The 25,727-nt window shown below is 40.9% G+C and carries 26 protein-coding genes; 11 read left to right on the forward strand and 15 right to left on the reverse strand.

The features are described 5' to 3' along the window. Nucleotides 1-225 precede the first annotated feature (225 nt). Together ABJ384_RS06620 and ABJ384_RS06625 are read left to right on the forward strand one after the other, a co-directional pair. A complete protein-coding gene (locus ABJ384_RS06620; protein WP_086196353.1) occupies nucleotides 226-660 on the forward strand; it encodes an HIT family protein in 435 nt (144 codons plus the stop codon). Between the two features lie 65 nt (nucleotides 661-725). Next, nucleotides 726-2,186, forward strand: a complete 1,461-nt coding sequence (locus ABJ384_RS06625) for an adenylate/guanylate cyclase domain-containing protein (protein WP_166168299.1) — start codon at nucleotides 726-728, stop codon at nucleotides 2,184-2,186. A gap of 70 nt (nucleotides 2,187-2,256) precedes the next feature. Here the strand turns inward: ABJ384_RS06625 and fdx are convergent, their stop codons facing one another. The 8 genes from fdx to ABJ384_RS06665 all read right to left on the reverse strand — a co-directional run bounded on the left by fdx (nucleotide 2,257) and on the right by ABJ384_RS06665 (nucleotide 8,444). Further along, nucleotides 2,257-2,595 carry an ISC system 2Fe-2S type ferredoxin gene (gene fdx / locus ABJ384_RS06630; protein ID WP_086174266.1) on the reverse strand — a complete coding sequence of 113 codons (339 nt, stop codon included), beginning with the start codon at nucleotides 2,593-2,595 and terminating at the stop codon, nucleotides 2,257-2,259. A 13-nt stretch (nucleotides 2,596-2,608) separates the two neighbouring features. Further along, nucleotides 2,609-4,471 carry a Fe-S protein assembly chaperone HscA gene (hscA, locus tag ABJ384_RS06635; RefSeq protein WP_349929575.1) on the reverse strand — a complete coding sequence of 621 codons (1,863 nt, stop codon included), beginning with the start codon at nucleotides 4,469-4,471 and terminating at the stop codon, nucleotides 2,609-2,611. 48 nt (nucleotides 4,472-4,519) lie between these two features. Beyond that, nucleotides 4,520-5,035, reverse strand: a complete 516-nt coding sequence (gene hscB / locus ABJ384_RS06640; RefSeq protein WP_166168305.1) for a Fe-S protein assembly co-chaperone HscB — start codon at nucleotides 5,033-5,035, stop codon at nucleotides 4,520-4,522. A gap of 105 nt (nucleotides 5,036-5,140) precedes the next feature. Continuing rightward, a complete protein-coding gene (gene iscA / locus ABJ384_RS06645) occupies nucleotides 5,141-5,461 on the reverse strand; it encodes an iron-sulfur cluster assembly protein IscA (RefSeq protein WP_086196349.1) in 321 nt (106 codons plus the stop codon). 38 nt (nucleotides 5,462-5,499) lie between these two features. Beyond that, nucleotides 5,500-5,886, reverse strand: a complete 387-nt coding sequence (gene iscU, locus ABJ384_RS06650; protein ID WP_166168308.1) for a Fe-S cluster assembly scaffold IscU — start codon at nucleotides 5,884-5,886, stop codon at nucleotides 5,500-5,502. A gap of 105 nt (nucleotides 5,887-5,991) precedes the next feature. Further along, a complete protein-coding gene (locus ABJ384_RS06655; protein WP_086196348.1) occupies nucleotides 5,992-7,209 on the reverse strand; it encodes an IscS subfamily cysteine desulfurase in 1,218 nt (405 codons plus the stop codon). A 1-nt stretch (nucleotide 7,210) separates the two neighbouring features. Further along, entirely contained in the window at nucleotides 7,211-7,684 is a 474-nt protein-coding gene (locus ABJ384_RS06660; protein WP_086196347.1) for an Rrf2 family transcriptional regulator, read from the reverse strand. 112 nt (nucleotides 7,685-7,796) lie between these two features. Further along, nucleotides 7,797-8,444 (reverse strand): hypothetical protein, encoded by a 648-nt coding sequence (locus tag ABJ384_RS06665; RefSeq protein ID WP_349929576.1) that lies wholly within the window; start codon nucleotides 8,442-8,444, stop codon nucleotides 7,797-7,799. Between the two features lie 190 nt (nucleotides 8,445-8,634). On the opposite strand from ABJ384_RS06665, the gene ABJ384_RS06670 reads away from it, so the two are divergent. The 3 genes from ABJ384_RS06670 to ABJ384_RS06680 all read left to right on the forward strand — a co-directional run bounded on the left by ABJ384_RS06670 (nucleotide 8,635) and on the right by ABJ384_RS06680 (nucleotide 11,534). Beyond that, the gene (locus ABJ384_RS06670) at nucleotides 8,635-9,102 is read left to right on the forward strand and encodes a phasin family protein (protein WP_349929577.1); all 468 of its coding nucleotides are present in this window, start codon (nucleotides 8,635-8,637) and stop codon (nucleotides 9,100-9,102) included. Between the two features lie 158 nt (nucleotides 9,103-9,260). Beyond that, nucleotides 9,261-9,533 carry an HU family DNA-binding protein gene (locus tag ABJ384_RS06675; protein ID WP_004651791.1) on the forward strand — a complete coding sequence of 91 codons (273 nt, stop codon included), beginning with the start codon at nucleotides 9,261-9,263 and terminating at the stop codon, nucleotides 9,531-9,533. Between the two features lie 132 nt (nucleotides 9,534-9,665). Next, nucleotides 9,666-11,534, forward strand: coding sequence for a SurA N-terminal domain-containing protein (locus ABJ384_RS06680; protein ID WP_349929578.1), 1,869 nt, complete (start codon nucleotides 9,666-9,668; stop codon nucleotides 11,532-11,534). 58 nt (nucleotides 11,535-11,592) lie between these two features. Here ABJ384_RS06680 and ABJ384_RS06685 read toward each other — a convergent pair whose 3' ends face one another. Continuing rightward, complete coding sequence (locus tag ABJ384_RS06685; RefSeq protein WP_349929579.1) at nucleotides 11,593-12,465, reverse strand: DUF2797 domain-containing protein; 873 nt, start codon at nucleotides 12,463-12,465, stop codon at nucleotides 11,593-11,595. 34 nt (nucleotides 12,466-12,499) lie between these two features. On the opposite strand from ABJ384_RS06685, the gene ABJ384_RS06690 reads away from it, so the two are divergent. Then, nucleotides 12,500-12,970, forward strand: coding sequence for a DUF6231 family protein (locus ABJ384_RS06690; RefSeq protein ID WP_180043327.1), 471 nt, complete (start codon nucleotides 12,500-12,502; stop codon nucleotides 12,968-12,970). 81 nt (nucleotides 12,971-13,051) lie between these two features. On the opposite strand, the gene ABJ384_RS06695 is transcribed toward ABJ384_RS06690, so the two are convergent. From ABJ384_RS06695 to ABJ384_RS06705, 3 genes are read right to left on the reverse strand one after another with little or no spacing between them, the layout of a single operon-like run. Beyond that, the gene (locus ABJ384_RS06695; protein WP_349929580.1) at nucleotides 13,052-13,696 is read right to left on the reverse strand and encodes an OB-fold-containig protein; all 645 of its coding nucleotides are present in this window, start codon (nucleotides 13,694-13,696) and stop codon (nucleotides 13,052-13,054) included. Between the two features lie 17 nt (nucleotides 13,697-13,713). After that, nucleotides 13,714-14,025: a Rieske (2Fe-2S) protein gene (locus tag ABJ384_RS06700; protein WP_349929714.1), complete on the reverse strand. Its 312-nt coding sequence runs from the start codon at nucleotides 14,023-14,025 to the stop codon at nucleotides 13,714-13,716. 14 nt (nucleotides 14,026-14,039) lie between these two features. Further along, nucleotides 14,040-15,044, reverse strand: coding sequence for an adenosine kinase (locus tag ABJ384_RS06705; protein WP_349929581.1), 1,005 nt, complete (start codon nucleotides 15,042-15,044; stop codon nucleotides 14,040-14,042). A gap of 136 nt (nucleotides 15,045-15,180) precedes the next feature. Here ABJ384_RS06705 and ABJ384_RS06710 point away from each other — a divergent pair, with 136 nt between their 5' ends. The 3 genes from ABJ384_RS06710 (at nucleotide 15,181) to ABJ384_RS06720 (ending at nucleotide 20,116) form a co-directional block, all read left to right on the forward strand. Beyond that, the gene (locus tag ABJ384_RS06710) at nucleotides 15,181-15,630 is read left to right on the forward strand and encodes a GNAT family N-acetyltransferase (protein WP_086196340.1); all 450 of its coding nucleotides are present in this window, start codon (nucleotides 15,181-15,183) and stop codon (nucleotides 15,628-15,630) included. Between the two features lie 367 nt (nucleotides 15,631-15,997). Then, nucleotides 15,998-18,937, forward strand: a complete 2,940-nt coding sequence (locus ABJ384_RS06715; protein WP_349929582.1) for an insulinase family protein — start codon at nucleotides 15,998-16,000, stop codon at nucleotides 18,935-18,937. Nucleotides 18,938-18,961: 24 nt separating this feature from the next. Next, nucleotides 18,962-20,116 (forward strand): phospholipase A, encoded by a 1,155-nt coding sequence (locus ABJ384_RS06720; RefSeq protein ID WP_349929583.1) that lies wholly within the window; start codon nucleotides 18,962-18,964, stop codon nucleotides 20,114-20,116. Between the two features lie 59 nt (nucleotides 20,117-20,175). Here the strand turns inward: ABJ384_RS06720 and ABJ384_RS06725 are convergent, their stop codons facing one another. The 3 genes from ABJ384_RS06725 to ilvA all read right to left on the reverse strand — a co-directional run bounded on the left by ABJ384_RS06725 (nucleotide 20,176) and on the right by ilvA (nucleotide 23,985). Then, nucleotides 20,176-21,516 (reverse strand): potassium transporter TrkG, encoded by a 1,341-nt coding sequence (locus ABJ384_RS06725; RefSeq protein ID WP_349929584.1) that lies wholly within the window; start codon nucleotides 21,514-21,516, stop codon nucleotides 20,176-20,178. Between the two features lie 3 nt (nucleotides 21,517-21,519). After that, nucleotides 21,520-22,170, reverse strand: coding sequence for a TrkA family potassium uptake protein (locus tag ABJ384_RS06730; protein WP_086196336.1), 651 nt, complete (start codon nucleotides 22,168-22,170; stop codon nucleotides 21,520-21,522). A 276-nt stretch (nucleotides 22,171-22,446) separates the two neighbouring features. Then, nucleotides 22,447-23,985, reverse strand: a complete 1,539-nt coding sequence (gene ilvA, locus ABJ384_RS06735; RefSeq protein ID WP_349929585.1) for a threonine ammonia-lyase, biosynthetic — start codon at nucleotides 23,983-23,985, stop codon at nucleotides 22,447-22,449. Between the two features lie 107 nt (nucleotides 23,986-24,092). On the opposite strand from ilvA, the gene rpiA reads away from it, so the two are divergent. Continuing rightward, nucleotides 24,093-24,764 (forward strand): ribose-5-phosphate isomerase RpiA, encoded by a 672-nt coding sequence (rpiA, locus tag ABJ384_RS06740; protein WP_166168347.1) that lies wholly within the window; start codon nucleotides 24,093-24,095, stop codon nucleotides 24,762-24,764. A gap of 223 nt (nucleotides 24,765-24,987) precedes the next feature. Further along, complete coding sequence (locus ABJ384_RS06745; protein ID WP_349929586.1) at nucleotides 24,988-25,665, forward strand: SprT family zinc-dependent metalloprotease; 678 nt, start codon at nucleotides 24,988-24,990, stop codon at nucleotides 25,663-25,665. Nucleotides 25,666-25,727 lie beyond the last annotated feature (62 nt).

Genomic DNA, 25,727 nt, shown 5'->3' on the forward strand with positions numbered 1-25,727 from the left:
GGAGTGCATAAGATTTATGCACTCGCTTTGCAATTTGTGCAGATTTTAAAAAATCGTGAGATGAAGCGCTTGATTTTTTAAAGAAATTTATTAAATTCGTGAATGTTCATGCATTGATTGCAAATAGTGGTTTATTTGTAATGAAACACATTGCATAGAATATTCACGCCCCATTGGATGTGATAGTATTAGCCATCATTCTAATTTTGCATAATTTATAAAGATATGTTTAGTTTGCATCCACAACTTGCTCAAGATACTTTTTTTGTAGGCGACTTTCCACTGTCAACATGTCGTTTAATGAATGATATGCAATTTCCGTGGCTCATATTAATTCCACGCGTGCCGGGCGTGAGCGAATTATATGAATTAAGTCAGGCTGACCAGGAACAGTTCCTGCGTGAATCGAGCTGGTTATCGAGTCAGCTTGCACGCGTATTCCGCGCAGACAAAATGAATGTGGCCGCTCTTGGGAATATGGTTCCACAATTGCATTTTCATCATGTCGTGCGCTATCAAAATGACGTGGCTTGGCCAAAACCAGTATGGGGTACTCCAGCTATTCCTTATACCAATGAAGTTCTTGCACATATGCGTCAAACCTTGATGCTCGCATTGCGTGGTCAGGGTGATATGCCATTTGACTGGCGTATGGATTAATTCCAAGCCATTGAAAGCCATAGTATGGAATTTATGGTGTCAAGACTCGAATCAGGAGTGATTGAGTGTCATTAGACGACTGGATTAGAAAAGAACCCAGACAATTTGAATATTTCCATCGTTTGATGGGATATATGATGTTGTCTTTACTCGTTACTGTCTACCATTACACGGCTTCTGACACCCAATACCAGATTTATATTCCTTTTTTCCTGTTGTTCATTTTTCTGATTACGCCGAGATTATCGACCTGGCTGCAGTATCGTTATAATTCCAATATAAAACGCAGTGTCTTGTTTATTACCGATGTAGTTGTTATTTCGGTTATTTTATCTGCTATTCATTTAAACCTGGTTCTGACTTTCATTTCACTGTTTGTCATTTTATATACCGCAATTACCAATAAGATTTCTTTTTTAGCTGTGTCATTGGCAAGCCTGATTGGAATCGCAAATTTTTATCTGTGTAATATTCTGATTTTTGGTTTTGGTGAGTATTTTGAACAAACCACTGGTGAGTTAACCGTTTTAGGTTTTATCTGTTTAATTACTTTTTTTGGTGTGGGCAGTTTCTATCAAAGCAGCCAGATTCAACATATCAGTAATCGTCGAACCTATTATTACGATCAAATGAATCGTTATATGGAGTTCGCAAATCAGCTGAGCCGATATGCACCTGTACAGTTGTGGCAATCGATCATGAAGGGAGAATCGGAAGCCAAAATTGAATACAAACGTAAGAAAATGACCATTTTCTTTTCGGATATTCAAGGTTTTACCGAACTTTCAGAAACATTAATTCCTGATGATTTGGCCTTTCTGCTCAATGACTATTTAAGTCATATGACTGAAATTGCCAAGCAGTACGAAGCGACTGTCGACAAGTTTATGGGGGATGCCATCCTGATTTTCTTTGGTGATCCAATCTCGCAAGGGGTGGAACAAGATGCCAAAACTTGTCTGGATATGGCAATTGATATGCGTCAGCAAATGAAACTGCTGCGTGAACGCTGGATCAAGATGGGCTATCCGGCTTTGCATATCCGTATGGGAATTAGTACTGGTTACTGTCACGTAGGCAACTATGGCGCAGCACATCGTATGGCATATACCATTGTTGGACGTGATGCCAATCTGGCAGCACGACTGCAAAGTGCGGCAGCAGTCGATGAAATCCTGATTTCAGATGAAACCTATAATTTAATTAAAAATGACTATTTATGTGCGCCGAAAAAACCTATTACGCTTAAAGGGATTCACGGTCCGGTAAAGACCTGGCAAGTTATGGAAAAATATACCTCGCGTAAATTGGATTATCAGCGCTGGTTTGATTATGAGTACAAGGGTTTCCATTTGTTGCTGAATCTGGATGAGGTTCAAAATTATGAATATCCAGAGTTGATCCAAGTTTTGGAAAAGATGATTAAGCGGATTCAAAAACAGCAAAAATTGACCAACTCAGAAGGTATTGTTCGACTCAATCTGGAAGATGTGATTGAAGATGAGAAAAACGAGCAGTACCACTAAAAATCATGATTGAGATGATGTTTACAGATAAAAAACCACGCGATTGCGTGGTTTTTTATGAGCGAAAATCTTAATGATTTTCTGAGGCGTGGTTGATGGTGTATTTAGGAATTTCGACTTCCAAATCTTCATCGACAATTTTCACTTGGCATGAAAGGCGTGAATCCGGTTCCAGACCCCAGGCACGATCTAGTAAATCTGCTTCTACATCTGTCATTTCTTCGAGGCTGTCAAAACCTTTGCGAACTACCACATGACAGGTGGTACAAGCACAAGACATATCACATGCATGTTCAATCTTGATACCGTTTTTTAACAGGCTTTCGCACAGGTTGGCATCCTGTTCAACTTCGAACTCGGCACCATTAGGGCAAATTTGCGCATGTGGAAGAACTTTAATACGTGGCATAATTTTTTCCTGTTTATTGGTCCGAGTTTGACCAGTCATCAAGTTTAGTGCCTTTTAGCGCTGCATCAATATGTTGGTTCATGCGTGCAGCAGCAAAAGCATCACTGTGTATTTTAAGCTGTTCTACAGCTTGTTCAATCGCTTTGATATCGGCGGTTTCGAGTTGAGCCTCAAGTTGAGCTTTGGCTTGATTTAACGATGCTAACTGTTCAGCAGTTAATAGCTGTGCATCCACTTTCAGGGCTTGTTCCAGTGCTTCCAGTTCACGTTTTGCTTCAACCTTGGTTTCTTGCAAATGACGAAGATGTTTATCTTCTTCCGCATATTTGAAGCCATCAATCAGTAAGCGTTCGGTATCGGCATCCGATAAACCATAAGAAGGTTTAATGTCGATTTGTGCATGTACACCAGACGTGGTTTCCTTGGCAGCAACAGTTAACAGGCCATCGGCATCAACCTGGAAAGTCACTTCAATACGTGCCTGACCGGCAGTCATTGGCGGAATGCCATGCAAGACAAAGCGACCCAAACTACGGCAGTGTTCCACCAGATCACGTTCACCTTGTACCACATGAATCAACATGGCGGTCTGGCCATCCTGATAAGTAGTGAATTCCTGACGACGCGCGACTGGAATGGCTGTATTACGCGAAATTAAGCGCTCCACTAACCCCCCCATGGTTTCCAGACCCAGTGAGAGTGGAGTCACGTCTAATAACAATGAGCCATCTTTAGAGTTGCCAATCAGCTGATTTGCTGTAATAGAGGCACCAATTGCGACCACCTCGTCCGGGTTGATGGTGCATAGTGGTTCCTGATTGAAGACTTCACGAACAGCCTTTTGCACCGCATAAGAGCGGGTAGAACCACCTACAAGCACGACATTTTTAATGTCATCTAGCTCAAGTTTGGCATCACGCATCACGCGTTTACATACGCTGATGGTTTTGTCTAAAGCAACTTTAATGATGTCTTCAAATGTAGCACGGTCTAAAGTCAGAGCCTGATCTAAAACTTTCAGTTCAACTGACTCGGCATCTGACAAGGCTTCTTTGGCTTTACGTGCAGAAACAATAAAATGTGCATATTCGGCATCATCTAAGGTTTCAATATTCAGTTGTTTTTTAGCCCATTTTACAATCAGGCGATCCAGGTCATCACCACCTAAAGCAGTATGTCCGCCAGTCGCTAAAACTTCGAATACACCTTGCGAGAAACGCAGGATAGATACGTCAAAAGTACCACCACCCAGGTCATAAATCACATAATTTTGATCGTGAGCGAGATTGGTTTCTTGGTCTAGGCCATAAGCCACAGCCGCAGCAGTAGGCTCATTGAGTAGACGTAAAACATTTAAACCGGCCAGTTGGGCAGCATCACGTGTTGCCTGACGTTGTGCCTCATCAAAATAGGCTGGAACAGTGATTACAGCACCATTCACTTCATTTTTTAAACTGTCTTCAGCACGGTCTTTTAACTGTTTCAAAATTTCTGCTGAAATCTCGACAGGGGTTTTACGGCCTTGTGCAGTTTCAAAAGCAGGCATCTGATTGTTTTCACCCACCAAATTGTAAGGGTGCTGGAATTTGATGTCTGCTTTGGAACGTCCCATAAAACGTTTCACGGAGACAATGGTATTTTTAGGATCTGTGGTAATAAAAGGCTTAGCTTGATCACCATAATGGGTGGTGTTATGGCTATAGTGAACAATGGACGGAAGTAACACGCGACCTTGTTCGTCGTTCAGAACTTTAGCTTTACCGGAAAGTACTGTGGCAACCAATGAATGCGTAGTACCTAAGTCGATACCAATTGCAATGCGGTGTTCATGCGGTGCACTTGATTGACCGGGTTCTGCAATTTGCAAGAGAGCCATTGTGTTACATCCTTAGAACTAAAAATTAAAAAATAAAATTAAAGCGAATTAAAAATCATCATCTAAATCAAAGCTGTCATCATCCAGAAAACGATCTTCAGCCTTGTCGATGTCAGCCATGACTTTAACAAAGAAACGCAATTTGCGAACGGTATCGCGAGCTTCGCCCCAGTCTTCATCTTCATAGTCGATTTTGAATTCACGGACTAAACCGTCAATCCATTGCTGAACTTCATGCTTTAATGAAGTCAGTTCGTCAGCTGATGCAGCTTCATCCAGCTGTTCACGAATTTCCAGTGCAGACTGTAAAAACTCGAAATCCCCAATCGATTGATCCAGATGATAATCTTGTTTTTTAAGACTCAAGAGATAAGCAGCGCGGCTATCAACATTGGATAAAGCCTTAAATGCTTGGTTGATCTCGCTCGATTTAATCAGCGCTTGATCTTTGTCTTCGGCTTTATCAGGATGATATTGTTGCTGCAACTTTAAAAATTCAGTTTTTAACGCTGCCAAATCAATATCGAGTGCTACAGGGAGGTTGAACAGCTCAAAATGATTCATGGGAGATTGTATCCGCGATAGATATGCAAAAGTGACTGCTATAAATGTAATTAAAACAGTGCATTTTACACTGTTTTAATCATCAAAAGAGAGAGCGTGGGGTGGTTAAACGGTGAAAGATTCACCACAGCCACATTCGCCTTTTTTATTCGGGTTGTTAAATTCGAAGCCTTCATTGAGACCGTTTTTCACGTAGTCCATCTCCATGCCTTCAAGATAAACTAGGCTTTTAGGATCAACAAAAACTTTAACACCAAACTGCTCAAACATTTGGTCATGGGTATCGACTTCATCGACAAATTCGAGTACATAAGCCAAACCAGAGCAGCCTGAAGTTTTCACACCAACGCGAATGCCTTCACCCTTACCACGATTCTTTAGGTAATTGCTGATATGAGTTGCAGCATTTTCAGTTAAATGGATCATGAAAACTCCGTTAATCTTTGATCAAAAACTTGAAACACTTAAGCTTTTGTTTTTTTGCTGCGATAGTCTTCAACAGCAGCTTTAATCGCATCTTCAGCCAGTACAGAACAGTGTACTTTTACTGGAGGTAAAGCTAGTTCAGTTGCAATATCAATATTTTTGATCGCCTGAGCTTCATCCAGGGTTTTACCTTTTAGCCATTCAGTTACTAGCGAGCTAGATGCAATCGCAGAACCACAACCATAAGTTTTAAAGCGTGCTTCTTCAATCACACCGTCATCATTCACCTGAATCTGAAGACGCATTACATCACCACAAGCCGGTGCACCTACCATACCTGTACCAACATTTTCAGCATTTTTGTCTAAGACGCCAACATTACGAGGGTTTTCGTAATGATCAATTACTTTTTCGCTATAAGCCATGATGCTTCTCCAAACCTCGGGGTCAGCCTTAAGATTAATATGGGGGTGAAATTACGTTTATCAATGAGATAGCTTTAAATTTTAAAGCTATCTCCAGATCATGAATCAGTGTTCAGCCCATTCAACAGTGGAAAGGTCGATACCTTCTTTATACATATCCCAAAGCGGAGAAAGTTCACGTAATTTCTCAACAGCAGCTTTAGTGATTTCAAGAACGTGATCGATATCTTCTTCAGTAGTGTATTTACCGAAGCTGAAACGGATTGAACTGTGAGCAAGTTCGTCAGAAAGACCGAGCGCACGAAGTACGTAAGACGGTTCAAGCGTTGCAGAAGTACATGCTGAACCAGAAGATACAGCTGCATCTTTCAATGCCATCATCAATGATTCGCCTTCAACAAAGTTAAAGCTGACATTCAGATAGTTTGCAACGTTGTAAGTAGGATGACCGTTTAAGAATACTTGTTCCAGACCTTGTAAACCGTTCCATAATTTATCACGGAGGATACGTAAACGGGCTTGTTCAGCTTCCAGATTTTTGCCTGCAAGTTCAAACGCTTCACCCATACCTACGATTTGGTGGGTTGCAAGTGTACCTGAACGCATACCGCGTTCATGACCGCCACCATGCATTTGTGCTTTAAGGCGTACACGTGGTGAGCGACGAACGAATAACGCACCGATACCTTTAGGGCCATAAATTTTGTGAGCAGAGAAACTCATTAAATCAACTTTTAAAGTTGAAAGATCAATCTCTACTTTACCTGCAGCTTGAGCCGCATCAACGTGGAAGAAAATTTTCTTGGCACGGGTAATTTCACCGATAGCTGCAATGTCAGTGATGGTACCAATTTCGTTGTTGACCATCATCAGGGAAACAAGAATGGTATCTGGACGAATAGCGGCTTCAACCATTTCAGGGGTAATTAAACCTGTTTGTGGTTGTGGCTCAAGATAGGTGATTTCAAAACCTTCTTCTTCTAATTCACGGCAAGTATCTAAAATTGCTTTGTGTTCAATTTTACTGGTGATGATGTGTTTGCCTTTAGACGCGTAAAACTGAGCCACACCTTTGAGTGCCAGGTTATCAGATTCTGTGGCACCTGAAGTCCAAACAATCTCGCGTGGATCTGCTTTGACCAAGTTCGCAACTTGTTCACGTGCATATTCTACTTTTTCTTCAGCCTGCCAACCGTAAGCATGAGAACGAGATGCAGCATTACCGAAAGTACCGTCGAAAGTTAAGCACTCCATCATGCGTTCTGCAACTTGAGGGTCTACAGGAGTGGTTGCTGCATAATCAAGATAAATCGGACGTTTCATGTCAAATACCTGTAACCGATAAAAGGGCTGAATCAAATGATGCTGTATTTTGGCGAATGGAAACGGTTTGAACGTTATCTCGTGCGACCAGGTCAGCAAGGGTGATTTTTGCTAAATAATCGGCAATGTGGTGGGAGAGTTCTTGCCATAAATCATGAGTCAAGCACATTGCACCATTCTGGCAATTACCTTTATGATCACAACGTGTTGCATCAACTGCTTCATTTACAGCTTCAATAATTTCTAATACTGTGATTTCTTCAGCGCTACGAGCCAGGTGATAACCACCGTTGGCCCCACGAACACTAGAAACTAAGCCGTGGCGCTTTAATTTCGCAAATAACTGCTCAAGATAAGCAACAGAAATACTTTGACGAGCTGCAATTTCAGCAAGCGTAATCGTTTGTTCAGTTGGCTGCAAAGCTAAATCAAGTAGAGCAGTCACTGCGTAACGACCGCGAGTAGTAAGACGCATGATTCGATACACATATTAAGACTAGATGAATTGATTTTATGAATCCTGACTAAAATAGTCAAGTTTTTTTATTGGTCTTTAAATTATTTTGTTTTATAGGAAAATTATATGTTTATACAATCCAGTAATTATATACTAATAACGCAACTAATAGCACGATAATTAGACTAAAAGTGACATTCACTCTTTTTTGTTTTTGTTGCATACGTCGAATGCGATTCTTATATTGTTTGACTTCTACCTCTAAGGTATTGATCTTTGAACGTTGCTGGTCAATTTTTTCCAATAGGGGAGCAATACGCTTTTTGGAAGAAATAACTTCCTGTTCATCAGCGGGTTGGCTGAGCCACTGTTTCCAGTCGGATAAAACTTTTGGAAAGCTGAACAGCAAGCTTAAATCTCGAAACTCATCTTTTAAGGTGCTGTCACCATCAATACGCATTTTTTTAATACTGCGGCGATTGGCAAAGACAAATACTTTAATTAAATCCATGAGGGTAGTGCGGATATCCAGATCGACTACTTTCTCGGGAGCTTTGCTGTCAAAGAGTATGCCTTGTTCAGTGAAAACAACATAAAAATCGAAATAAGGCAAATAGCTGTTAATTTTAATGGTGATTTTTTGGTCTATAAATTTTTTAGCCTGCAAGCCAACGACCCGATCATGTTTTAAGATGAAGGTAAAGATTGTTTCTAAAACAATCATGGTCATTGTGAGCAACAAATGCGGTTGATTCTGACCTTGTTGCGATTCACTCATAAAACTTAATCCTTACCTGAAAGGAGCATCCTATGCTCGAAAATGTGTTTCAGGACTTATAACAAATATATTAATCTTGCTTTGTAGAACAGTTTAGCAAATCGATCAAGTATTTAATTTGCTATTATAGCTGTATTTTTTGAGTAATTATATTCAAGTTGTATAGAAAATAGGCTAGGAGATGGCGGGTATGGATAAATCAAAAACAGATCAAGAGATTGATCAACTAAAAAATGAAAATCCTGATAAAACAAAGAATAAATTACGTTCAGGTCGTAAGTCGGGTCTGGATTTTCGTAAATATACTCAACAAATATGGCTTGCGGGTTTGGGTGCTTTTTCACGTGCAGAAGAGGAAGGAAACAAACTCTTTGACTCTTTAGTCAAGGTGGGGGAGGAGCTGGAATCTAAGACCACTGAAATTGCCGATCAAACCGTAGAAAAAGTCTCGGGAAAAGCCAAAGAATCGGTCAATGATACCAAAGATAAGGTGGAAAAATTGCTCGACCATAGTGTTAACCATTCTTTAAACAGAATTGGTTTGGTCACCGTAAAAGATATTCAACATTTAGAAAGTCTCATATTACAATTACATAACAAGGTCGATTGTCTTATTGAAGAAAATAAAATACTCAAGGCACAAATATTAAAAAAATGAAACTTTTTGGCTTTTTCTGCATTTTTCAACAATTTTTTTCGCAATTATTTTGTAGAAAAGCCTATTCAGAGTATTGCGTTTTGCCCCAAAGCATTGATATAAAGGTGTTATGGAATCCTTAGACCTTAAATAAACGATATTAAGAGGACGTAATCTTCATGAATAAATCAGAATTAATCGATGCAATTGCAGAGAAAGGGGGATTGTCTAAGACTGATGCAGGTAAAGCCTTAGATGCAACTATTGCTTCAATTACTGAAGCACTTAAATCTGGTGATACTGTTACACTTGTTGGTTTTGGTACATTTAACGTCAAAGAACGTGCGGCACGTACAGGTCGTAACCCGCAAACTGGTGCAGCTTTAGAAATTAAAGCAAGCAAAGTACCAAGCTTTAAAGCAGGTAAAGGTTTAAAAGATTCTGTAGCTTAATCTTTTTGAAAGCCTATCAACGCGCCCTATATGGCGCGTTTTTTATTAATAATGCCGATTTACAGTCTGAACGCATTCATTCAAAGCAGGTTTTCGGGTAAAATCGCCCACAAATAAAATATTGGAATACTTATGGAATCTTTTCGTAAAGTTATTAAAGGTTGGTTGGGCAAAGCTTTGCTCATTTTGTTTTTGACCCCTTTAGCACTTGTAGGTATTGAAGGATATTTTAGCGGTGGAAAATCTGAAGACACGGCAAAATTGGTCAATGGCCAAGAAATTTCTAAAAAAGAATTAGAATCGCTGAGCAAAACATTTAAAGAACAATACCTGGCTTATGTCAATGGTGACGAAACTTTACTGAATCAATCTTTTATCGAAAATAAGGCGATGGAGAGTCTGATTGCTCGTACCTTGTTATTACAACAAGCGGAAGAGTTGGGTATTTCTTTGAGTGATGCACAAATTGAACAAATGATTGCCCAGCAACCGAGCTTTCAGGAAAGCGGTAAGTTTTCTGAAGCCTTATATTCAAACTATTTACGTTCAGTGGGTATGACCAGTCAGGCTCTGATTGCAAACTTGCGTAAAGACCATGCCTTAAAAATGGTGACGTCAACATTTATGGATTATGCATTGGTGAGCAAGCTTGATATTCAACAAATTGCTAATTTGCAAACTGAACAACGCACCTTGCATCTTGCCAGCATTAAACTGGATGAATACAAGAAAAATATCAAAGTCACACCTCAAGATATTGCTGCTTACTACAACAAGCATCAAAATGCATTTAAGCAGGTAGCTAGTGTGGACGTTGATTATGTTGTGCTCACACCAGCCAATGTTGCACCAGCGAATACTCAAGTGACAGATGCTGAATTGCAGCAAGCTTATAGTGCATTTGTTGATGCACAAAAGAAAAATGCTCAGCCATTGGTAAAACATATTTTAATTACCGTAGATACGCGTTCAGATGCTGAAGCGAAAAAATTGGCCACTGAAGTCGCTGCGAAAATTAAAGCAGGTATGTCTTTTGCCCAAGCAGCGGCACAGTATTCTGATGATACTGAATCGAAGACCAAGGGTGGTGTGGTAGAAGCTTATGCCAAAGGTGTGTTTGGTGATGCATTCGATCTAACTGTTGCTTCTTTAAAACCAGCACAAGTTTCAGCACCGGTTAAAACCCAGTATGGTTATCATTTAATTGAAACAGAAGCAGCCGCTTTGAAGTTACCTTCATTTGAAACTGAAAAACCACGCCTGTTAGCAGAGTTGCAAAAGAACAAAACTGCGAATTCATTTTCAGATGCTGTAAATAGCCTGAATGAGTTGGTTGTAGGTAGTGATGCGCTGGATGTGGTGGCTCAGGAAGTTAAGGGTGTGACAGTTCAATCTGTGAAAGGTATGACCCTCTCTACACAGCATCCTGTACTGAGTGATGCCAATGTCAAAGTTAAGCTGTTTAATGATGATGTGAAAAATGGTGATCGCAATGCTTCTAGCAGCATTCAAATGGCAAATGGTAATACCGTTTGGGTGAAAGTGCGTAACTATCATGCAGCTGGAGTACAGACTTTGGCTGAAGCAACGCCACGTGTAAAAGCCAAACTGATTGAACAAAAAGCAGTTGATGCAGCTAAAGCGAAAATCCAGACAGCATTGAATAACTTTAAATCGCAACCGGCTGCTAGCGCTTTGGCACAAAGTCAGATTGCTTTTGAAAGTGCCGGTGTATTTGCACGTTCTCAAGGCTTGAAACGTGAGATTGAACGTGCGGCATTCAGTGTTCCGGCACCGAAAGCAGGCATGTGGTCAGTGACAACTGCTTCATTGCCAGATGAGTTGGTGGTAGTGGCTGTGTCAAATGTGAACAAGACCACGTCGAATGCCTTAACCAATGAACAATTGGGTGAATTGTCCAAGCTGTATCAACAGCTTCGCGGTCAGCAGGAACTGGATGATTACACGCAATATCTAAAATCACATGCGAAGATTAAGTAACCTTAAGTGAAATAAAAAACCTGCGTTAATGCAGGTTTTTTTATGGTTGAATTCAAACTTATTCAGCACGGATTTTTAGTTCATAGCCTGAATATTTGCGGATATTAATGACACCGGTATCCAAGATTAGATATTGTCCTTTAATGCCCAGTAATTTGCCACGAATAATCGGTGTTTTATCCAGATTATGCGACTTGATTTTTTCAGGATATTGCTCGACTGGATAGACAAACTCGCGTGGCAGCTCATCTTCCATGATTTCAATCGTTTCATTGAACTCGAGATTCTGATTAAATTCATCACGAATGGTCTGAATTTTCGGTGCAAATTCTTCCAGTAGCTGTTCACGGACTTCAATTAAATTGAGCGGTTCAGCTTCGCCTTTGAGCAGTTTACGCCAATCGGTTTTGTCCGCCACCTGTGTTCCAAACATAATTTCCAGTTGGCCTGAGAGACGGCGCGAACCAACTTTCATAATGGGTAATGCCTGTGTTGCACCCTGATCCAGCCAGCGCGTTGGCATTTGTCCAAGACGGGTAATGCCGACTTTTAATGCGCTTGAATTGGCCAGATAAACAATATGGGGCTGGAAACAGACCTCTTTGGCAAAGCTGTCTTCACGGCAAGTCCCGAGGTGATAATGACAGGTTTCCGGTTTCATAATACACATGTCACAAGACGCTTTGGTTTTGAAACATTTAAAGCAATGACCCTGCGAAAAGGATTTGCTGGTTTTACTACCACAAGATACACAATAGATATTACCTGTCCATTCAATCTCAATTTCTTGGGCTAAATTGAATGGTAGATCAACTTCTGAACGATCTAGAATAAATTTATATTCAACATTTGCCTTGTGTGTATGTCGATCAGTTACACTAAGGTCCTTGAGGCCTGCATGCATTTTATGGCAAATGCCTTGTAGTTCCATACAAAATACTCTCTTCAATAATAAGGATGCAGTTATGGCTGAACAAAATGTCATCACTTCAATGCTAGACGATTTATCCAACGAACAGCCTATCCAAACTGCATTATGTATTGGTCAAAATCTTGCGCAATACGACAATAATCAATCAATTCAATGGCACTATTTTAACGTAACTGAGTTTTTAAATCTGCCTTTTACCCGGCGATATGATCTGGGTTTTGTAGTGATGGATTCACAAGAGCTGGCTGTACTTTCTGATGTGCAGAAGTCTCAGCTGTTAGTGAGATTGCGAGACCTGATGGCAAAAAGAATTGTTGTGGTGAGCCGGTTGCAAGATGAAAAATTATTGCGCGCTTTGGGCTTTACCCAGCTCATTGATAAAACCCGTCATGATAGCGATTTTGCATTGTGGCAATTCAATATTTTAACGTATAAGCATGTGCCTGACTGGTTTAACTCCAAATTCTGGGCAAACCCTGAAAACTGGAATAAATTTCGCTGGTAATGTATGGACTTTTATCCTTGCAAATTTTAACAGTAGGAGGAGAGAGTCAGTCGTTATGAGTGCATTCTAATGATTTAATGTTCAATTTGATGGTAGGGTAAGGCAAGATTCTTGTGAATTTTCCATACTAAATAAATTATTGGATTTGGAAATTTTTTTAGCAATATAGTGGGACTTTTTGAGGCGGATTAAAATAATCTGCGATTGGAATTCCAGTTCGCCAAATTCAGGCTCGACCTGGACGTAATGTAATTGACCAAAACTGTCCCGTACCCGTGCTTGTGCGGAAAATCCCGGACGCGCATTGCCACTGGAAATGGTCGCCAAACGTCCCAGCAGACTGACCTGTTGTTTAGTAAGCGTTGGCTTGATGACCTGGTCAAGACAATGAATCATAAATACAGTGAAAAACACCGCAATGATCAGTGCCGGGATCATCAGATAATAAGCAGGCAAGAATGCCTTCTGCTGTGCAAATACACAAAGTTGCAGAAAATAGCCTGCGAAACTGAAGTTCATCAGTAAAAACACCACAATCAGTGTTTTGGAGAATTTGACATTGAGTAGAGGGGAGTCGGTAAGTTTCTTTGGATAAAGGGTTTTTAGAAACTCAGTCGGACGAATATTAAAGTAATAGCCAATGGTTTCTGCCATGCTGAGTAAAATTAAAGCCAGTAAACTTAAATGAAACGGGATTAAGTTATAGTTTTGTAGAAACTCTAGCATGGCAAATTCCATAAGTTTTATTCTTCTTTCAGGTAAATTCCACCATCAGAATGCACATTAATCTTTACTTTTTCAAGTGATTGTCCTAAGCAGGGACCAGAAATACATTCACCGGTTTCAACCAGAAACAGGGCTCCATGAGTGGAGCATTCAATATATTCCTGATCACGGTCTAAAAACTGGTTTTCCAGAAATTCCAGTTCGACCTGTAAGTGAGGGCAGAGATTCTGATAGGCATGGAATGAACCATCACGCTGGGTAATGAAAATCGTGTCACCATTTGGCGTTTCGTATGAACGTGCTTCACGTTCAGGAATCTCTTCCATCATGGCAATTTTAATCATTATGCGCATTCCTTGTGGAAGTTATTTAATAATTCTGCATAACTTTCTACACTCAGGCGTGGTCCAAATTGTGAAACCACTTCACTTGAAATCAAGATTGATAATTCAGCAGCCACTTTAAGGCTTAAACCTGCATTGAGTGCATACAGGAACGCACCTGCAAAGGCATCACCAGCGCCATTGGCATCTATCGCAGTCACCTTACGACCAGGAACTTTCAGGGTTTGCTCAGAATCGGAAATTAAAGCACCTTCGGCTGATAATGTAATGACAGTGTATTTGCTTTTTAATTGCAATTTAGCCAATGCTGCTTCAATTGAATCAGTTTCCGTATACATTAAAGCTTCATGATAATTACACAGCAATAAATCGACACCATCATCCAAAAGCTCATCTAGCCCTTGACGCGCATATTGCACCATTGCTGGGTCAGAAAGGGTCAAAGCAATTTTTACCCCATGTGCTTTTGCAATTTCACGGGCTTGTTTAACCGCTTGTCTTGCAGTGTTGCTAGTGGACAAATAACCTTCAATATACAGCCATTTTGCAGTTTTTAAGGGTTCAAAATCGATTTGTGCTTCACTCAGTTCAGCGGTAATACCAAGGTAAGTTTGCATGGTACGTTCAGAATCTGGACTCACCAGAACCATACAGGTTCCGGTCACACCTTCACTGACGGATTGTTCTGCAGTTTGAATGCCGGCATCATTTAAGCCTTTCAGGTAAATTTGACCAAGTTCGTCGTTACCCACGCGGCAAGCATAAAAGGCTGTGCTGCCTAAAGCACTAAATGCAACGGTGGTATTTGCAGCAGATCCACCTGATGCTTGACCTTTGTATACTTGCGTTTCTTTTAAATTATTATATAAATTTGCTTGCGTTTCACCATCAGTCAACTGCATAGTGCCTTTTTGCAAATTTTGTTGAATCAGGAAATCGTCAGAGACTTTAAATTCTTGGTCGATTAATGCATTACCAATTGCAAAAAGATCAACAGTTGTCATGTCTTTCATTCACATTTAAATTAAAACGTTAAGTTTACACCAATGCTCATGATTGCTGTAGATTGATGAATAAAATTCAATATAGAGTCAATTTATTCGTTCAAAATACTATATAGGACAGAATAAGGAAGGTTAGATGAATATCACGATTGATAAAGCTGAGCAATTACCTGAACAAATCAAGGAATTAGCCAAGCAGGCACAGAAAGAAGGATTTCAGTTTGTTGATCGATTGATTGAAGAGTTCGAAAGTGGCAAGAACCGGTTTGATCAACCTGGTGAATTTCTGCTGTTGGGCTATGATGATGACAAGCTTGTGGCTTGTGGCGGTTTAAACCAGCAGTGGAATGAAAATGAAATTGATGCGCGTATTGGGCGGGTGCGTCGTTTTTATGTATTACCGAAATACCGCAAGCATGGTGTGGGCAAGCAACTGTTACAACAGCTGGAAAAAGAGGCACGTGCCAACTTTTCAGCATTGTGCCTGAATACAGATACTAAAAATGCAGCGCATTTCTATCAAAAGCAAAACTATGTGTTTGTAGAAAATCATCCTAACTATAGTTATTTCAAATATTTGATCTAGTTTTTATTTTCACTTGTGACACCGTTAAGTCTGAGTAGGCTTGATGGTGTCATAATGAAGTTATTTTTAAATGCTATTCACTACTCAGATATCAGTCTAAATTGATAATTAAAAATTATTTCAACTTAATCTCTTGTTTATTGCATTCATCGCTTTGTTTTCCACTATGTTTTGAATACCTGTCTGACCCTCATCTTGAATTCATTTTTGATAAAGTTACATTAAAAAATTCCGAAATCTGATTGAAATATTCCGTGATTTAAAATGGACCAAAATGCTTGGAATTTGGTAACTGTACAAATCCAAATAGTGCAATATTCAGGTATAATCAAAACCATCTTATAAATATTTAAATGTTGGAGATCACATGACTGTAGATGTCACTGAAACCATTTCTCAAACTGTTCATCCTGCGTTTCAGTTGATCCGTCAACACCATGTTGAAGCCCTAGATATTCGGGTGTCTGAATATAAGCATAAAGCCACGGGTGCTATACATTATCATCTGGCCAGTGATCTGGATGAAAATGTCTTTCTGGTGGCATTTCGTACTCAACCGATGGATTCAAAAGGTGAGGCGCATATTTTAGAACATACTGCGCTTTGTGGTTCGGAAAAATTTCCGGTCCGTGACCCATTTTTCCTGATGATTCGTCGTTCGCTCAATACCTTTATGAATGCGTTTACTTCAGCAGACTGGACCGCCTATCCTTTTGCCACGCAAAACAAAAAAGACTTCCAGAACCTGCTGGAAGTGTATCTGGATGCTGCTTTTGCTGCCAATTTAAACGAACTTGATTTTGCTCAGGAAGGTATTCGCATTGAGCTTGAAAATGGCGAACCGGTTTATAAAGGTGTGGTCTTTAATGAAATGAAAGGAGCAATGAGTTCTCCTTCAGATCAGCTTTATCATCAATTGGCGCATCATTTATTCCCGCATACTACCTATCATTACAATTCCGGTGGCGATCCTAAGAATATTCCGGATTTAACTTACCCTGAGTTGGTTGATTTCTATAAGTCACATTATCATCCAAGTAATGCTGTATTTATGACTTTTGGCAATGAATCGGCTTATTACTTGCAGGAACAATTTGAAACTTTAGCCTTGTCTAAATTTGAAAAAGGTCAAACCTTACATTCAACACCCGAAACCCGTTTAACTGCACCGCTTGAAGTCACAGAAAGTTATGCTGTAGATGCAGAAGATCTGAAGGATAAAACCTATCACGTGATTTCATGGCTGTTGCCGCAAGCCAGTGATATTAAATTACGCTTGGGGATGCGTCTGGTTGAAGGTGTTTTGCTGGAAGATTCAGCTTCGCCATTACGTCATTATCTGGAAACCTGTGGTTATGCCCAGTCTACCGGCCCAATTATGGGTGTGGATGATTCCAACTTTGAAATGACTTTCTTCTGTGGCGTACAGGGTTCAAATCCTGAACATGCCCAGGAATTTAAAGATGGTGTGTTTAAGGTTCTTGAAGAAGTTGCTTCTAAACCGGTTGATGCCGAAATGGTGGATGCCATTTTGCATCAGATTGAATTGCATCAGCGTGAAATCAATGGCGATGGCATGCCATATGGTCTAAGCCTGATTTTAAATGGATTAAGCAGTGTGATTCATCACAGCGATCCGATTCAGGTCTGGGATGTAGACACGGCGATTGAACAGGTGAAAGAAGAACTCAAAGACCCAATGTGGTTGTCCAACCTGATTAAAGAATATCTGCTGGATAATCAGCATCGTGTACAGATGACTTTGGTGCCTGATGCAACCAAATCTGCTAAGGAAGCTGAAGCGGAAAAAGCGCGTCTGGCAGCCATTGGAGCCCAACTGACCGATGAGCAAAAAGCGGAAATCATCAAGCAAACCGAAGCTTTAAAAGTCCGTCAGGACACGCCGGATGATTTGAACCTGTTACCGAAAGTCGGTCTGGAAGACGTTCCTGCGGACTTGCACATCGTACAAGGTCAATTGCGTGAAATTATCAGCAATAATTTAGACACGCCTTTGAATCTGTATCATGCCGGAACCAATGGCATTTACTATCAACAGGTGTTGGTAAAAATTCCAGATCAGGTAGTTCAGTCGCCATATTTCAATTTACTTTCAATTTTGCTGGGTGAAGTCGGTGCGGGTGAATACGACTATCTGGAACTGCAACAACTGCAAACTGCGGTGAGTGGTGGCGTGGGGATGGGTGCATCTCTACGTTCAAAATATGATGATAAAAACAAGATTAGCGCATGGCTTACGTTGACCACCAAATCTCTGGTGAATAATTTTGAAGCCATCCGCCTGTTGAAACTGGCATTTGAACAACTGCGTTTTGATGAGAAAGATCGTATTATCGAATTATTGCAACAACGTAAAACACGTTGGACTTCACGTATTTCCGGTTCGGGTCATAGCTATGCCATGCAAATTGCTGGACGTAACCATAGTGCCTTGGCACAACGTGACTATCAAAATACCGGTTTGGGAGCACTGAACTGGTTAGGTAATTTGGTAAGTAAAATTGAAAGTGATGAAACTGCTTATAATGCATTAATTGCAGAATTAAAAGCCATTCATCGTTTACTTTTACAGGCACCAAAACAATTCTTGCTGGTGTGTGAAGAACATCAGTCCGATCGTTTGATTGAAGAAGTGCAAGACGTTTGGGACAAGTTAGCTGTTGATAAAAGTCCGGTAGAATTAACTCAAATCATCACAGAAAATAGCAATAATGACGAAGCTTGGCTGATTCAAGCCAATGTTCAATTCTGTGCTGCTGCTTATGCTGCAGTAGAGGTTTCTCATCCAGATGCTGCACCTCTCATGGTATTGGCTGCTTATTTGCGTAATGGTTTCCTGCACAGTGCGATTCGTGAAAAAGGCGGGGCGTACGGTGGTGGAGCAAGCTACGATGGCAATGCCTGTTCTTTCCGTTTCTATAGCTACCGCGATCCGCGCCTGGCAGAGACTTTTAAAGACTTTGATGCCAGTATCCAATGGTTGCTGAATAGCGAACACAAACCGCATCAACTGGAAGAAGCAATCTTGGGCTTAATTGCAAGCATGGATAAACCGGGTTCTCCTGCCGAGGAAGCCATTACTGCCTGCTATGCATTATTGCATGCACGTACACCTGCAGTGCGCAAGCAATTACGTGCACGTTTACTTGCTGTAACTCTTGATGATTTAAAACGGGTTGCAGAACAATATTTGGTTCAGCAAAAACCAGTCAAGGCTGTGGTTGCACCCGTAGCTAAGCGTGAAGCGCTGCTTGAACTTGGTTTTGATATTAAGCAAGTGAACTAAAGATATCATTTGAGGTAAAACCCTATGGCGTTCAAAACGCTTGAACGCACTACATTGCAACTGAGCATGATCATGCTCAGTTCTTTGTATGCGGCGAGTATTCATGCACAAAAACCAGAATCTCTCATTACACCCGCAAGTCCGGAAGCATGCGTGGCATTAGAGTCCAATGCGGATCGTCTGGCCTGTTATGACACTTTGTTCAAGGTGCCTGAAACAGAAAAAACGGCACTGGTGTCTGAACGTCAGGCAGCCAATCAAATTGCACCTGCACCGACTGAGCCAGAAACGATCAAAGAAAAAATCAGTCATGGGATGAGTAATGTCTTTGCAGTTGAGGGGCCAAAAATTGATCCCAATACGTCTTTGCTGGACAAGCGTTGGGAGTTGTCTTCTGAAAGTAAACTTGGAACCTGGAATATTCGTGCGCATCAACCGGTTTATCTGCTTCCAGGATTCTGGACTTCGGATAAAAATGAACGTCCTTCTAGTCCGAATGAAAATAATACGGTACAGTTAGGTGATGAGCAAAACCTGAAATCGATGGAAGCGAAATTCCAGTTGTCTTTAAAAACTAAAGCAGTTGAAAACCTGTTTGGTGATAATGGCGATCTCTGGCTGGGTTATACCCAGTCATCACACTGGCAGGTTTATAATGCAGATGCCTCGCGTCCTTTCCGTGAAACCAACTATGAGCCTGAAGCCAGTCTGGTTTTTCGGACCAATTATGAAATTTTGGGCTTAAATGCACGTTTACTAGGTGTGACCTTTAACCATCAGTCCAATGGCCGTGCCGATCCTTTATCACGTAGCTGGAACCGTATTATTTTTAATGTCGGTTTAGAACGCGACAACTTTGCATTGATGCTACGTCCTTGGTATCGCATTGAAGAAGATGCAAAAGATGATAACAACCCGGATATTAAAAACTATATTGGTCGTGGTGATTTAACTGCATTCTACCGCAAGAATGATCATGAATTTTCCCTGATGCTACGTCATTCGCTCAAAGGTGGCGATGATGCACATGGGGCTATGCAGTTTGATTGGGCATTCCCGATTAGCGGTAAATTGCGTGGTCATTTTCAATTGTTTGATGGCTATGGTGAAAGCCTGATTGATTATAATCATCGAGCCACTTATGTCGGTTTAGGTGTATCCTTAATGAATTGGTATTAAAATTTATCCATGAATGATAAAAAACCACTCTGTATGAGTGGTTTTTTATTGAATCGGGTTTAACCAATTTGAATATCTGCCGGTGGATGTTTTAAACGGCTTTTTTTCGGGGTGGCAATCAGGTAGGCCAGAGTCAGTGGCCCCAAACGACCCGCAAACATCAGTAAGATTAACGCAAACAGACTTGCAGGCTGTAATTCACTGGTAATGCCACGTGATAATCCTACCGTACAGGTGGCAGAAACTGCTTCGAAGAGTAAATCCAGGAAGTTTTTGCTAGGCTCCAGAATAAGAAGCGTAAATAATCCTAAGAATATCAGTATGGCAGTAATGGAAACCACGGCTAAGGCTTTAAATGAGGTGGTTTTAGAAACTGAGTGATTGAATACGGTTAATTCTTCCGAGCGTCGTAAAAAAGTGATCACACTTAAGACCACAATAATAAAAGTACCCACCTTAATACCGCCAGCCGTGCTGAGTGAACCGCCACCAATAAACATCAGGATCATGGTGACTAAGGTGGAAGCATCGGTCATGTTTGCCATCTCCAGGCTGTTAAAACCGGATGAGCGCGGAACGGTGGCATGGAACCAGGCGTTTAGGGCTTGATCACCCAGGCTCATATTCGCCAGGGTTAGGGGATTGTTGGCTTCCAGTGCCCAAATTACGATAAAGGCAAATAGGTTTAAACCTGCAATGGTAGAGAGAATTAATTTGCTATTGGCACTTAATTTTTTCCAGCGACGAGTGCGCTGGATATCCATCAGCACGACAAAGCCAATTCCACCAATAATATAGAGCATACTAATGGTAAAGGTAATAAAGTAATGGTCTGCAAAACTCATCAAACTATTGGGAAATAGGGAAAAACCACCGTTATTAAAAGCCGAAACACTATAAAAAGCCGCGTAAAAAAAGGCGCGGGAAAAATCGTATTCTGGCATCCAGGCAATAGTTAAAATCAATGTGCCAATCGCTTCAAAAAACAGGGAATATAACAGCACCCCTTTAATGGTGAATGACACTTTGGCCAGGCTGGTTTGACCAATGGTTTCCTGCGCCATCATTTGCTGTTTGAGCCTGATATTGGAGGAAAGACTCAGTGCAGCCAGTATGGCAAAGGTCATAAAACCCAGGCCGCCGCTTTGCAATAACAGCATAATGACGATCTTGCCAAAGGTGGTATAGGCTTCTCCGACATTGACCACAGACAGCCCGGTAATGGTCACGGCAGACGTTGAAGTAAATAGGGCATTGAGCCAGCTTAATTCACCATGATGTGAAATCGGGAGTTTGAGCAATAAAGTTCCGACAACGATAAAGCTCAAAAAACCCAGTGCCAGTAAACTGGGTGGGCTTAGATTGACCGTATTGGGGTTTTTGTTTTGCGCTTGATTCATATTTTATTTAAACCGGGCAGAAAGTTTTCTTAAGGGTTCAATTTCACCTTCCACGACTAAGATATCACCTTCTTGCATAATTAAATTAGGATCAATGTTATATGAAACCTCTTTGCCGCGTTTGTGCAGAATCGTTTTAATTTCAGGAACATGACTCATAAGCTGATGAAAACGTTCGCCCTGCTGACTCTTTTTAATTTCAATTTTAACGATGAAATGATTGTCTTCTAAACCCATATAACGACTGACCATCGGGTAGCTTAATGACTGGGCAACCCGGTTACCCATATCTTCTTCAGGATGAATGATTTTATTCACGCCAAGATGAGTCAAAATCATGTGATGGGCTTGTGATTTGGCCTTAGCCCAAATTTTTTTAATACCCATATTTTTTAGATGTAGGACACATAAGATGCTGGCTTCTATATCTTCGCCAATAGCCACCACCACGGCTTCACAGTTTTGAATATTCAGTTCTTTGAGTACATGTTCATCTGTGGCATCGGCAATGACTGCATGAGTCAGCTGATCAGAAAAGGTTTCTACATATTTTTTATTGCTGTCTATACCAATCACATCATGGTTTAACATGGCTAATTTGGTTGCGACGGTTGCACCAAAACTACCCAAACCAATCACTGCAAACTGTGCCATGTGTTTTTAATCCTAATTTGTTTTCAATTTTTACATCATATTTCAACGACTATGATGCCACTAAATTTTAGAGTTTGCGTGTTAAACTTTAGCTTAAGTATTGAATAACGTCATTCAACTGAATTCTAAACAGGAAATGATTAGCTCAAAATTATAAAACAGCCCATGTGCAGCTTTTGATTGATGTGATTTGTCTAACTATTTTTTTAATAACGAGAGTTAAATGCAAAAAAATAGCCTGTATTCATACAGGCTATTTCAAGTCATGCTAAAAAATTATTTCAAGAATCGTTGATACCCCAAATTGTTGGTAATTTCTGCATATGGATAAGTAATATTTTCCAATGTTTCAATTAAACCATCCGGATTTTGTTTCGCATCGCTTGCTTCTAAGCCAACCAGTACACGACCTTCCGCTGCGCCGTGGTTGCGGTAGTGGAATAGGGTAATGTTGTGCGTTGGACCCAGACGTTCCAGAAAAGTCAGTAATGCACCTGGACGTTCCGGGAACTCGACACGGAATAGACGCTCATTTTCAATATCTGCATGACCACCGACCAGATAACGGATATGCAGTTTTGCCACTTCATCATCAGACAAATCATCAACATCATATTGCGTCGTCAAGGTGTCATAAATGTCGTGACGTTCTTTTTCGCCACCTTTCAAGCTGATGCCGACAAATACTTGAGCAGCACTAGAAGAGCTGGCGCGGTAGTTGAATTCCGTGATATTACGGCCTTGCAGGGCACGGCAGAAATTCAGGAATGAACCTTTCTCTTCTGGAATGGTCACGGCAAAAATGGCTTCTTTGCGTTCACCGAGCTCTGTACGTTCGGCAATATAGCGCAGACGGTCGAAGTTCATGTTGGCACCACAAACAATCGACACCATATTTTTATTTTCCAGACCATGTTCTGCCACATATTTCTTGATCCCGGCAAGTGCCATGGCACCGGAAGGTTCAACAATGCTGCGGCATTCGTCATAGGTATCTTTAATTGCTGCACAGATCTCGTCTGTGTTCACCAGTACAACATCCGGTTCAACAATTGGGCCCGAGTTGTCTGATTTTTGCAGGCGAATCACATCAAACGGTTTTTCACCAATTTGTGCAACCGCAGTACCGTCAGCAAATAAACCTACAGAAGGTAGAATTACACGTTCATTGGCTTCAAAAGCCGCTTTTAAGCAGGCAGATTCATCATATTCCACCGGAATGACTTTTACATGTGGTGCAACATCACCAAGGTAAGCAGCAACACCGGCAATCAAACCACCACCGCCAACAGCAACAAATACATATTCCACATCACGCCATTGACGCAAAATTTCATTGGCAATTGTGCCTTGACCGGCCATCACCAGTTCATCGTCATAAGGTGGAATAAAGGTCATGCCATCTTCGGTAGCACGTTGAATGGCATATCTGTTGGCAACATCAAAAGAATCGCCATACAAGACGACCTCTCCACCCAAACGTTTTACTGCCTGAACTTTAATGTCAGGCGTGGTTTTCGGCATGACAATAATGGCGCGAATTCCCAGTTTTTTACCAGATAGGGCCACACCTTGTGCATGGTTACCTGCTGAAGCCGTAATAACGCCACGTTCCAACTGAGATTTCGGTAATTGACTAATACGGTTGTAGGCACCGCGTAGCTTGAAGGAAAAGACAGGTTGTAAATCTTCGCGTTTAAAGCGAATGTTATTATTTAGCTTTTCACTAATTCGTGGCGCTGCTTCGAGTGGAGTTTCGATTGCAACGTCATAGACCGTTGCCTGTAATATTTGTCGAACCAAACGAGACAGCATGTTAATTTTCCATCTAACAGTTTAAAATAGGCCTTTATTGTAACAAACCCCTGTACATTTGGGCTGTTTAATCAGCAACAAATGTCAAAAAATAGTTGAGCCAAGTTATGAGTCTGTATGCTACCCAGGATGAAAAGAAACAAGCTGCTGCGAAAGCTGCTTTAAAACACTTGCCTAAAGGCGGGATTTTGGGGGTAGGTACAGGAAGTACTGTGAACTTCCTCATTGAATTATTGCCAGAATTGCAACTGGAAGCTGCGGTTGCCAGTTCTGAAGCGACTGCCCAGCGTTTGAAAAAATTAGGCATTGAAGTGGTCGACATGAACTCTGTAGGCGGCTTGGATGCTTATGTCGATGGTGCGGACGAAATTGACCGTCATATGCACATGATCAAAGGGGGCGGTGCTGCATTGACTCGTGAAAAAATCGTCGCTTCAATTGCAAAGAAATTTGTCTGTATCGTGGATGATTCGAAATGGGTAGAGCAATTGGGTCGTGATTTCCCGCTGCCTGTAGAAGTCATTCCAATGGCGCGTTCTGCGGTAGCACGTAAAATTGTAAGCTTGGGTGGCGATCCGGTTTATCGTGAAGGTGTTGTGACTGATAACGGCAACGTGATTTTAGATGTGCATAACCTGAATATTCTAAATGCGCTTGAGCTTGAAAAAACCATTAACAACATTCCGGGTGTGGTGTGTAACGGTATCTTTGCCTTGAATAAAGCTGATATTGCTGTGGTTGCAACTGATAACGGTATTGAAGAGCGTACTGCGGTTTAATCTATATGAAATTTCCCTCTCCTTTTAAAGGAGAGGGTTAGGGAGAGGATTTATATGAAGAATCCCCTCATCCTAACCTTCTCCCTGAGGGAGAAGGGACTTTTCAATATTAATTTCACAACCATTATTGAATATTTAGAATCCCTTTAAAACATTTTCTTATGAAAATGTGAGATGTGAACTTCCGTTAGGAGGGGGATTCAAATTATAAAATTATAGATAAATGACCTCAAACTTACCAGAAATTCAAATCACTCGAAAATTACGCGCAACACGCTTGAGGCTGCGCGTAGAGCCGATGCAAATTAAATTAACTGTGCCGCAGTTTTGCACACAGCGCCAAGTTCAAGACTTCTTAAAACAATCAGAACAATGGATGATTGAAACATGGCAGAAGCAGCAGGAAAAAGCGGGACAGATTGATAAAAGCTTACCCACCGAACTTAAACTTTTTAATTTAGGTCAACCTTTACAGATTGCTTATCAAAGCCAAAAAAATTCTTTTATATATGATGAGCTCAGAAATCAACTTTTGATCAGTGATCGTCAGCCTGAACAATATTTAAAAGCGTTTGTAATCGCCTATGCAAAGCAGCATCTTCCGCTTTATTTGGGGGATGTGAGCCAAGAAAGTAATTTGAGTTTTGGCAAATGTGCGATTCGGCAGCCTAAAACACGATGGGGAAGTTGTACATCGAAGCATGACATTATGTTGAATAGCGGCTTGGTTCTATTTCCTGAAAAGACTACTCGTTATGTCTGTGTGCATGAATTAGCACATACCAAGCATTTTGATCATAGTCCGCATTTTTGGGCAGAAGTACAAAAACATGATGCCAATTATCAGCAGCATCGGAAAATTTTAAAAAGCAGTCCGATGCCGTGGTGGTGGAATGTATAAAGACTAAACTTTTAGCATTTATGCACAGTATTTGCTTTTAAATAAAAAGTTCCTTTTCATCT

This window comes from Acinetobacter sp. A1-4-2, from assembly GCF_040233925.1.
Lineage (GTDB): Bacteria > Pseudomonadota > Gammaproteobacteria > Pseudomonadales > Moraxellaceae > Acinetobacter.

Coding starts and splice junctions, on each gene's coding strand:
- ABJ384_RS06620 (WP_086196353.1), top strand. CDS start 226: ATGTTTAGTTTGCATCCACAACTTGCTCAAGATACTTTTTTTGTAGGC.
- fdx (WP_086174266.1), bottom strand. CDS start 2,595: ATGCCACGTATTAAAGTTCTTCCACATGCGCAAATTTGCCCTAATGGT.
- hscA (WP_349929575.1), bottom strand. CDS start 4,471: ATGGCTCTCTTGCAAATTGCAGAACCCGGTCAATCAAGTGCACCGCAT.
- hscB (WP_166168305.1), bottom strand. CDS start 5,035: ATGAATCATTTTGAGCTGTTCAACCTCCCTGTAGCACTCGATATTGAT.
- iscA (WP_086196349.1), bottom strand. CDS start 5,461: ATGATCCATTTAACTGAAAATGCTGCAACTCATATCAGCAATTACCTA.
- iscU (WP_166168308.1), bottom strand. CDS start 5,886: ATGGCTTATAGCGAAAAAGTAATTGATCATTACGAAAACCCTCGTAAT.
- ABJ384_RS06655 (WP_086196348.1), bottom strand. CDS start 7,209: ATGAAACGTCCGATTTATCTTGATTATGCAGCAACCACTCCTGTAGAC.
- ABJ384_RS06660 (WP_086196347.1), bottom strand. CDS start 7,684: ATGCGTCTTACTACTCGCGGTCGTTACGCAGTGACTGCTCTACTTGAT.
- ABJ384_RS06665 (WP_349929576.1), bottom strand. CDS start 8,444: ATGAGTGAATCGCAACAAGGTCAGAATCAACCGCATTTGTTGCTCACA.
- ABJ384_RS06670 (WP_349929577.1), top strand. CDS start 8,635: ATGGATAAATCAAAAACAGATCAAGAGATTGATCAACTAAAAAATGAA.
- ABJ384_RS06675 (WP_004651791.1), top strand. CDS start 9,261: ATGAATAAATCAGAATTAATCGATGCAATTGCAGAGAAAGGGGGATTG.
- ABJ384_RS06680 (WP_349929578.1), top strand. CDS start 9,666: ATGGAATCTTTTCGTAAAGTTATTAAAGGTTGGTTGGGCAAAGCTTTG.
- ABJ384_RS06685 (WP_349929579.1), bottom strand. CDS start 12,465: ATGGAACTACAAGGCATTTGCCATAAAATGCATGCAGGCCTCAAGGAC.
- ABJ384_RS06690 (WP_180043327.1), top strand. CDS start 12,500: ATGGCTGAACAAAATGTCATCACTTCAATGCTAGACGATTTATCCAAC.
- ABJ384_RS06695 (WP_349929580.1), bottom strand. CDS start 13,696: ATGCTAGAGTTTCTACAAAACTATAACTTAATCCCGTTTCATTTAAGT.
- ABJ384_RS06700 (WP_349929714.1), bottom strand. CDS start 14,025: ATGATGGAAGAGATTCCTGAACGTGAAGCACGTTCATACGAAACGCCA.
- ABJ384_RS06705 (WP_349929581.1), bottom strand. CDS start 15,044: ATGACAACTGTTGATCTTTTTGCAATTGGTAATGCATTAATCGACCAA.
- ABJ384_RS06710 (WP_086196340.1), top strand. CDS start 15,181: ATGAATATCACGATTGATAAAGCTGAGCAATTACCTGAACAAATCAAG.
- ABJ384_RS06715 (WP_349929582.1), top strand. CDS start 15,998: ATGACTGTAGATGTCACTGAAACCATTTCTCAAACTGTTCATCCTGCG.
- ABJ384_RS06720 (WP_349929583.1), top strand. CDS start 18,962: ATGGCGTTCAAAACGCTTGAACGCACTACATTGCAACTGAGCATGATC.
- ABJ384_RS06725 (WP_349929584.1), bottom strand. CDS start 21,516: ATGAATCAAGCGCAAAACAAAAACCCCAATACGGTCAATCTAAGCCCA.
- ABJ384_RS06730 (WP_086196336.1), bottom strand. CDS start 22,170: ATGGCACAGTTTGCAGTGATTGGTTTGGGTAGTTTTGGTGCAACCGTC.
- ilvA (WP_349929585.1), bottom strand. CDS start 23,985: ATGCTGTCTCGTTTGGTTCGACAAATATTACAGGCAACGGTCTATGAC.
- rpiA (WP_166168347.1), top strand. CDS start 24,093: ATGAGTCTGTATGCTACCCAGGATGAAAAGAAACAAGCTGCTGCGAAA.
- ABJ384_RS06745 (WP_349929586.1), top strand. CDS start 24,988: ATGACCTCAAACTTACCAGAAATTCAAATCACTCGAAAATTACGCGCA.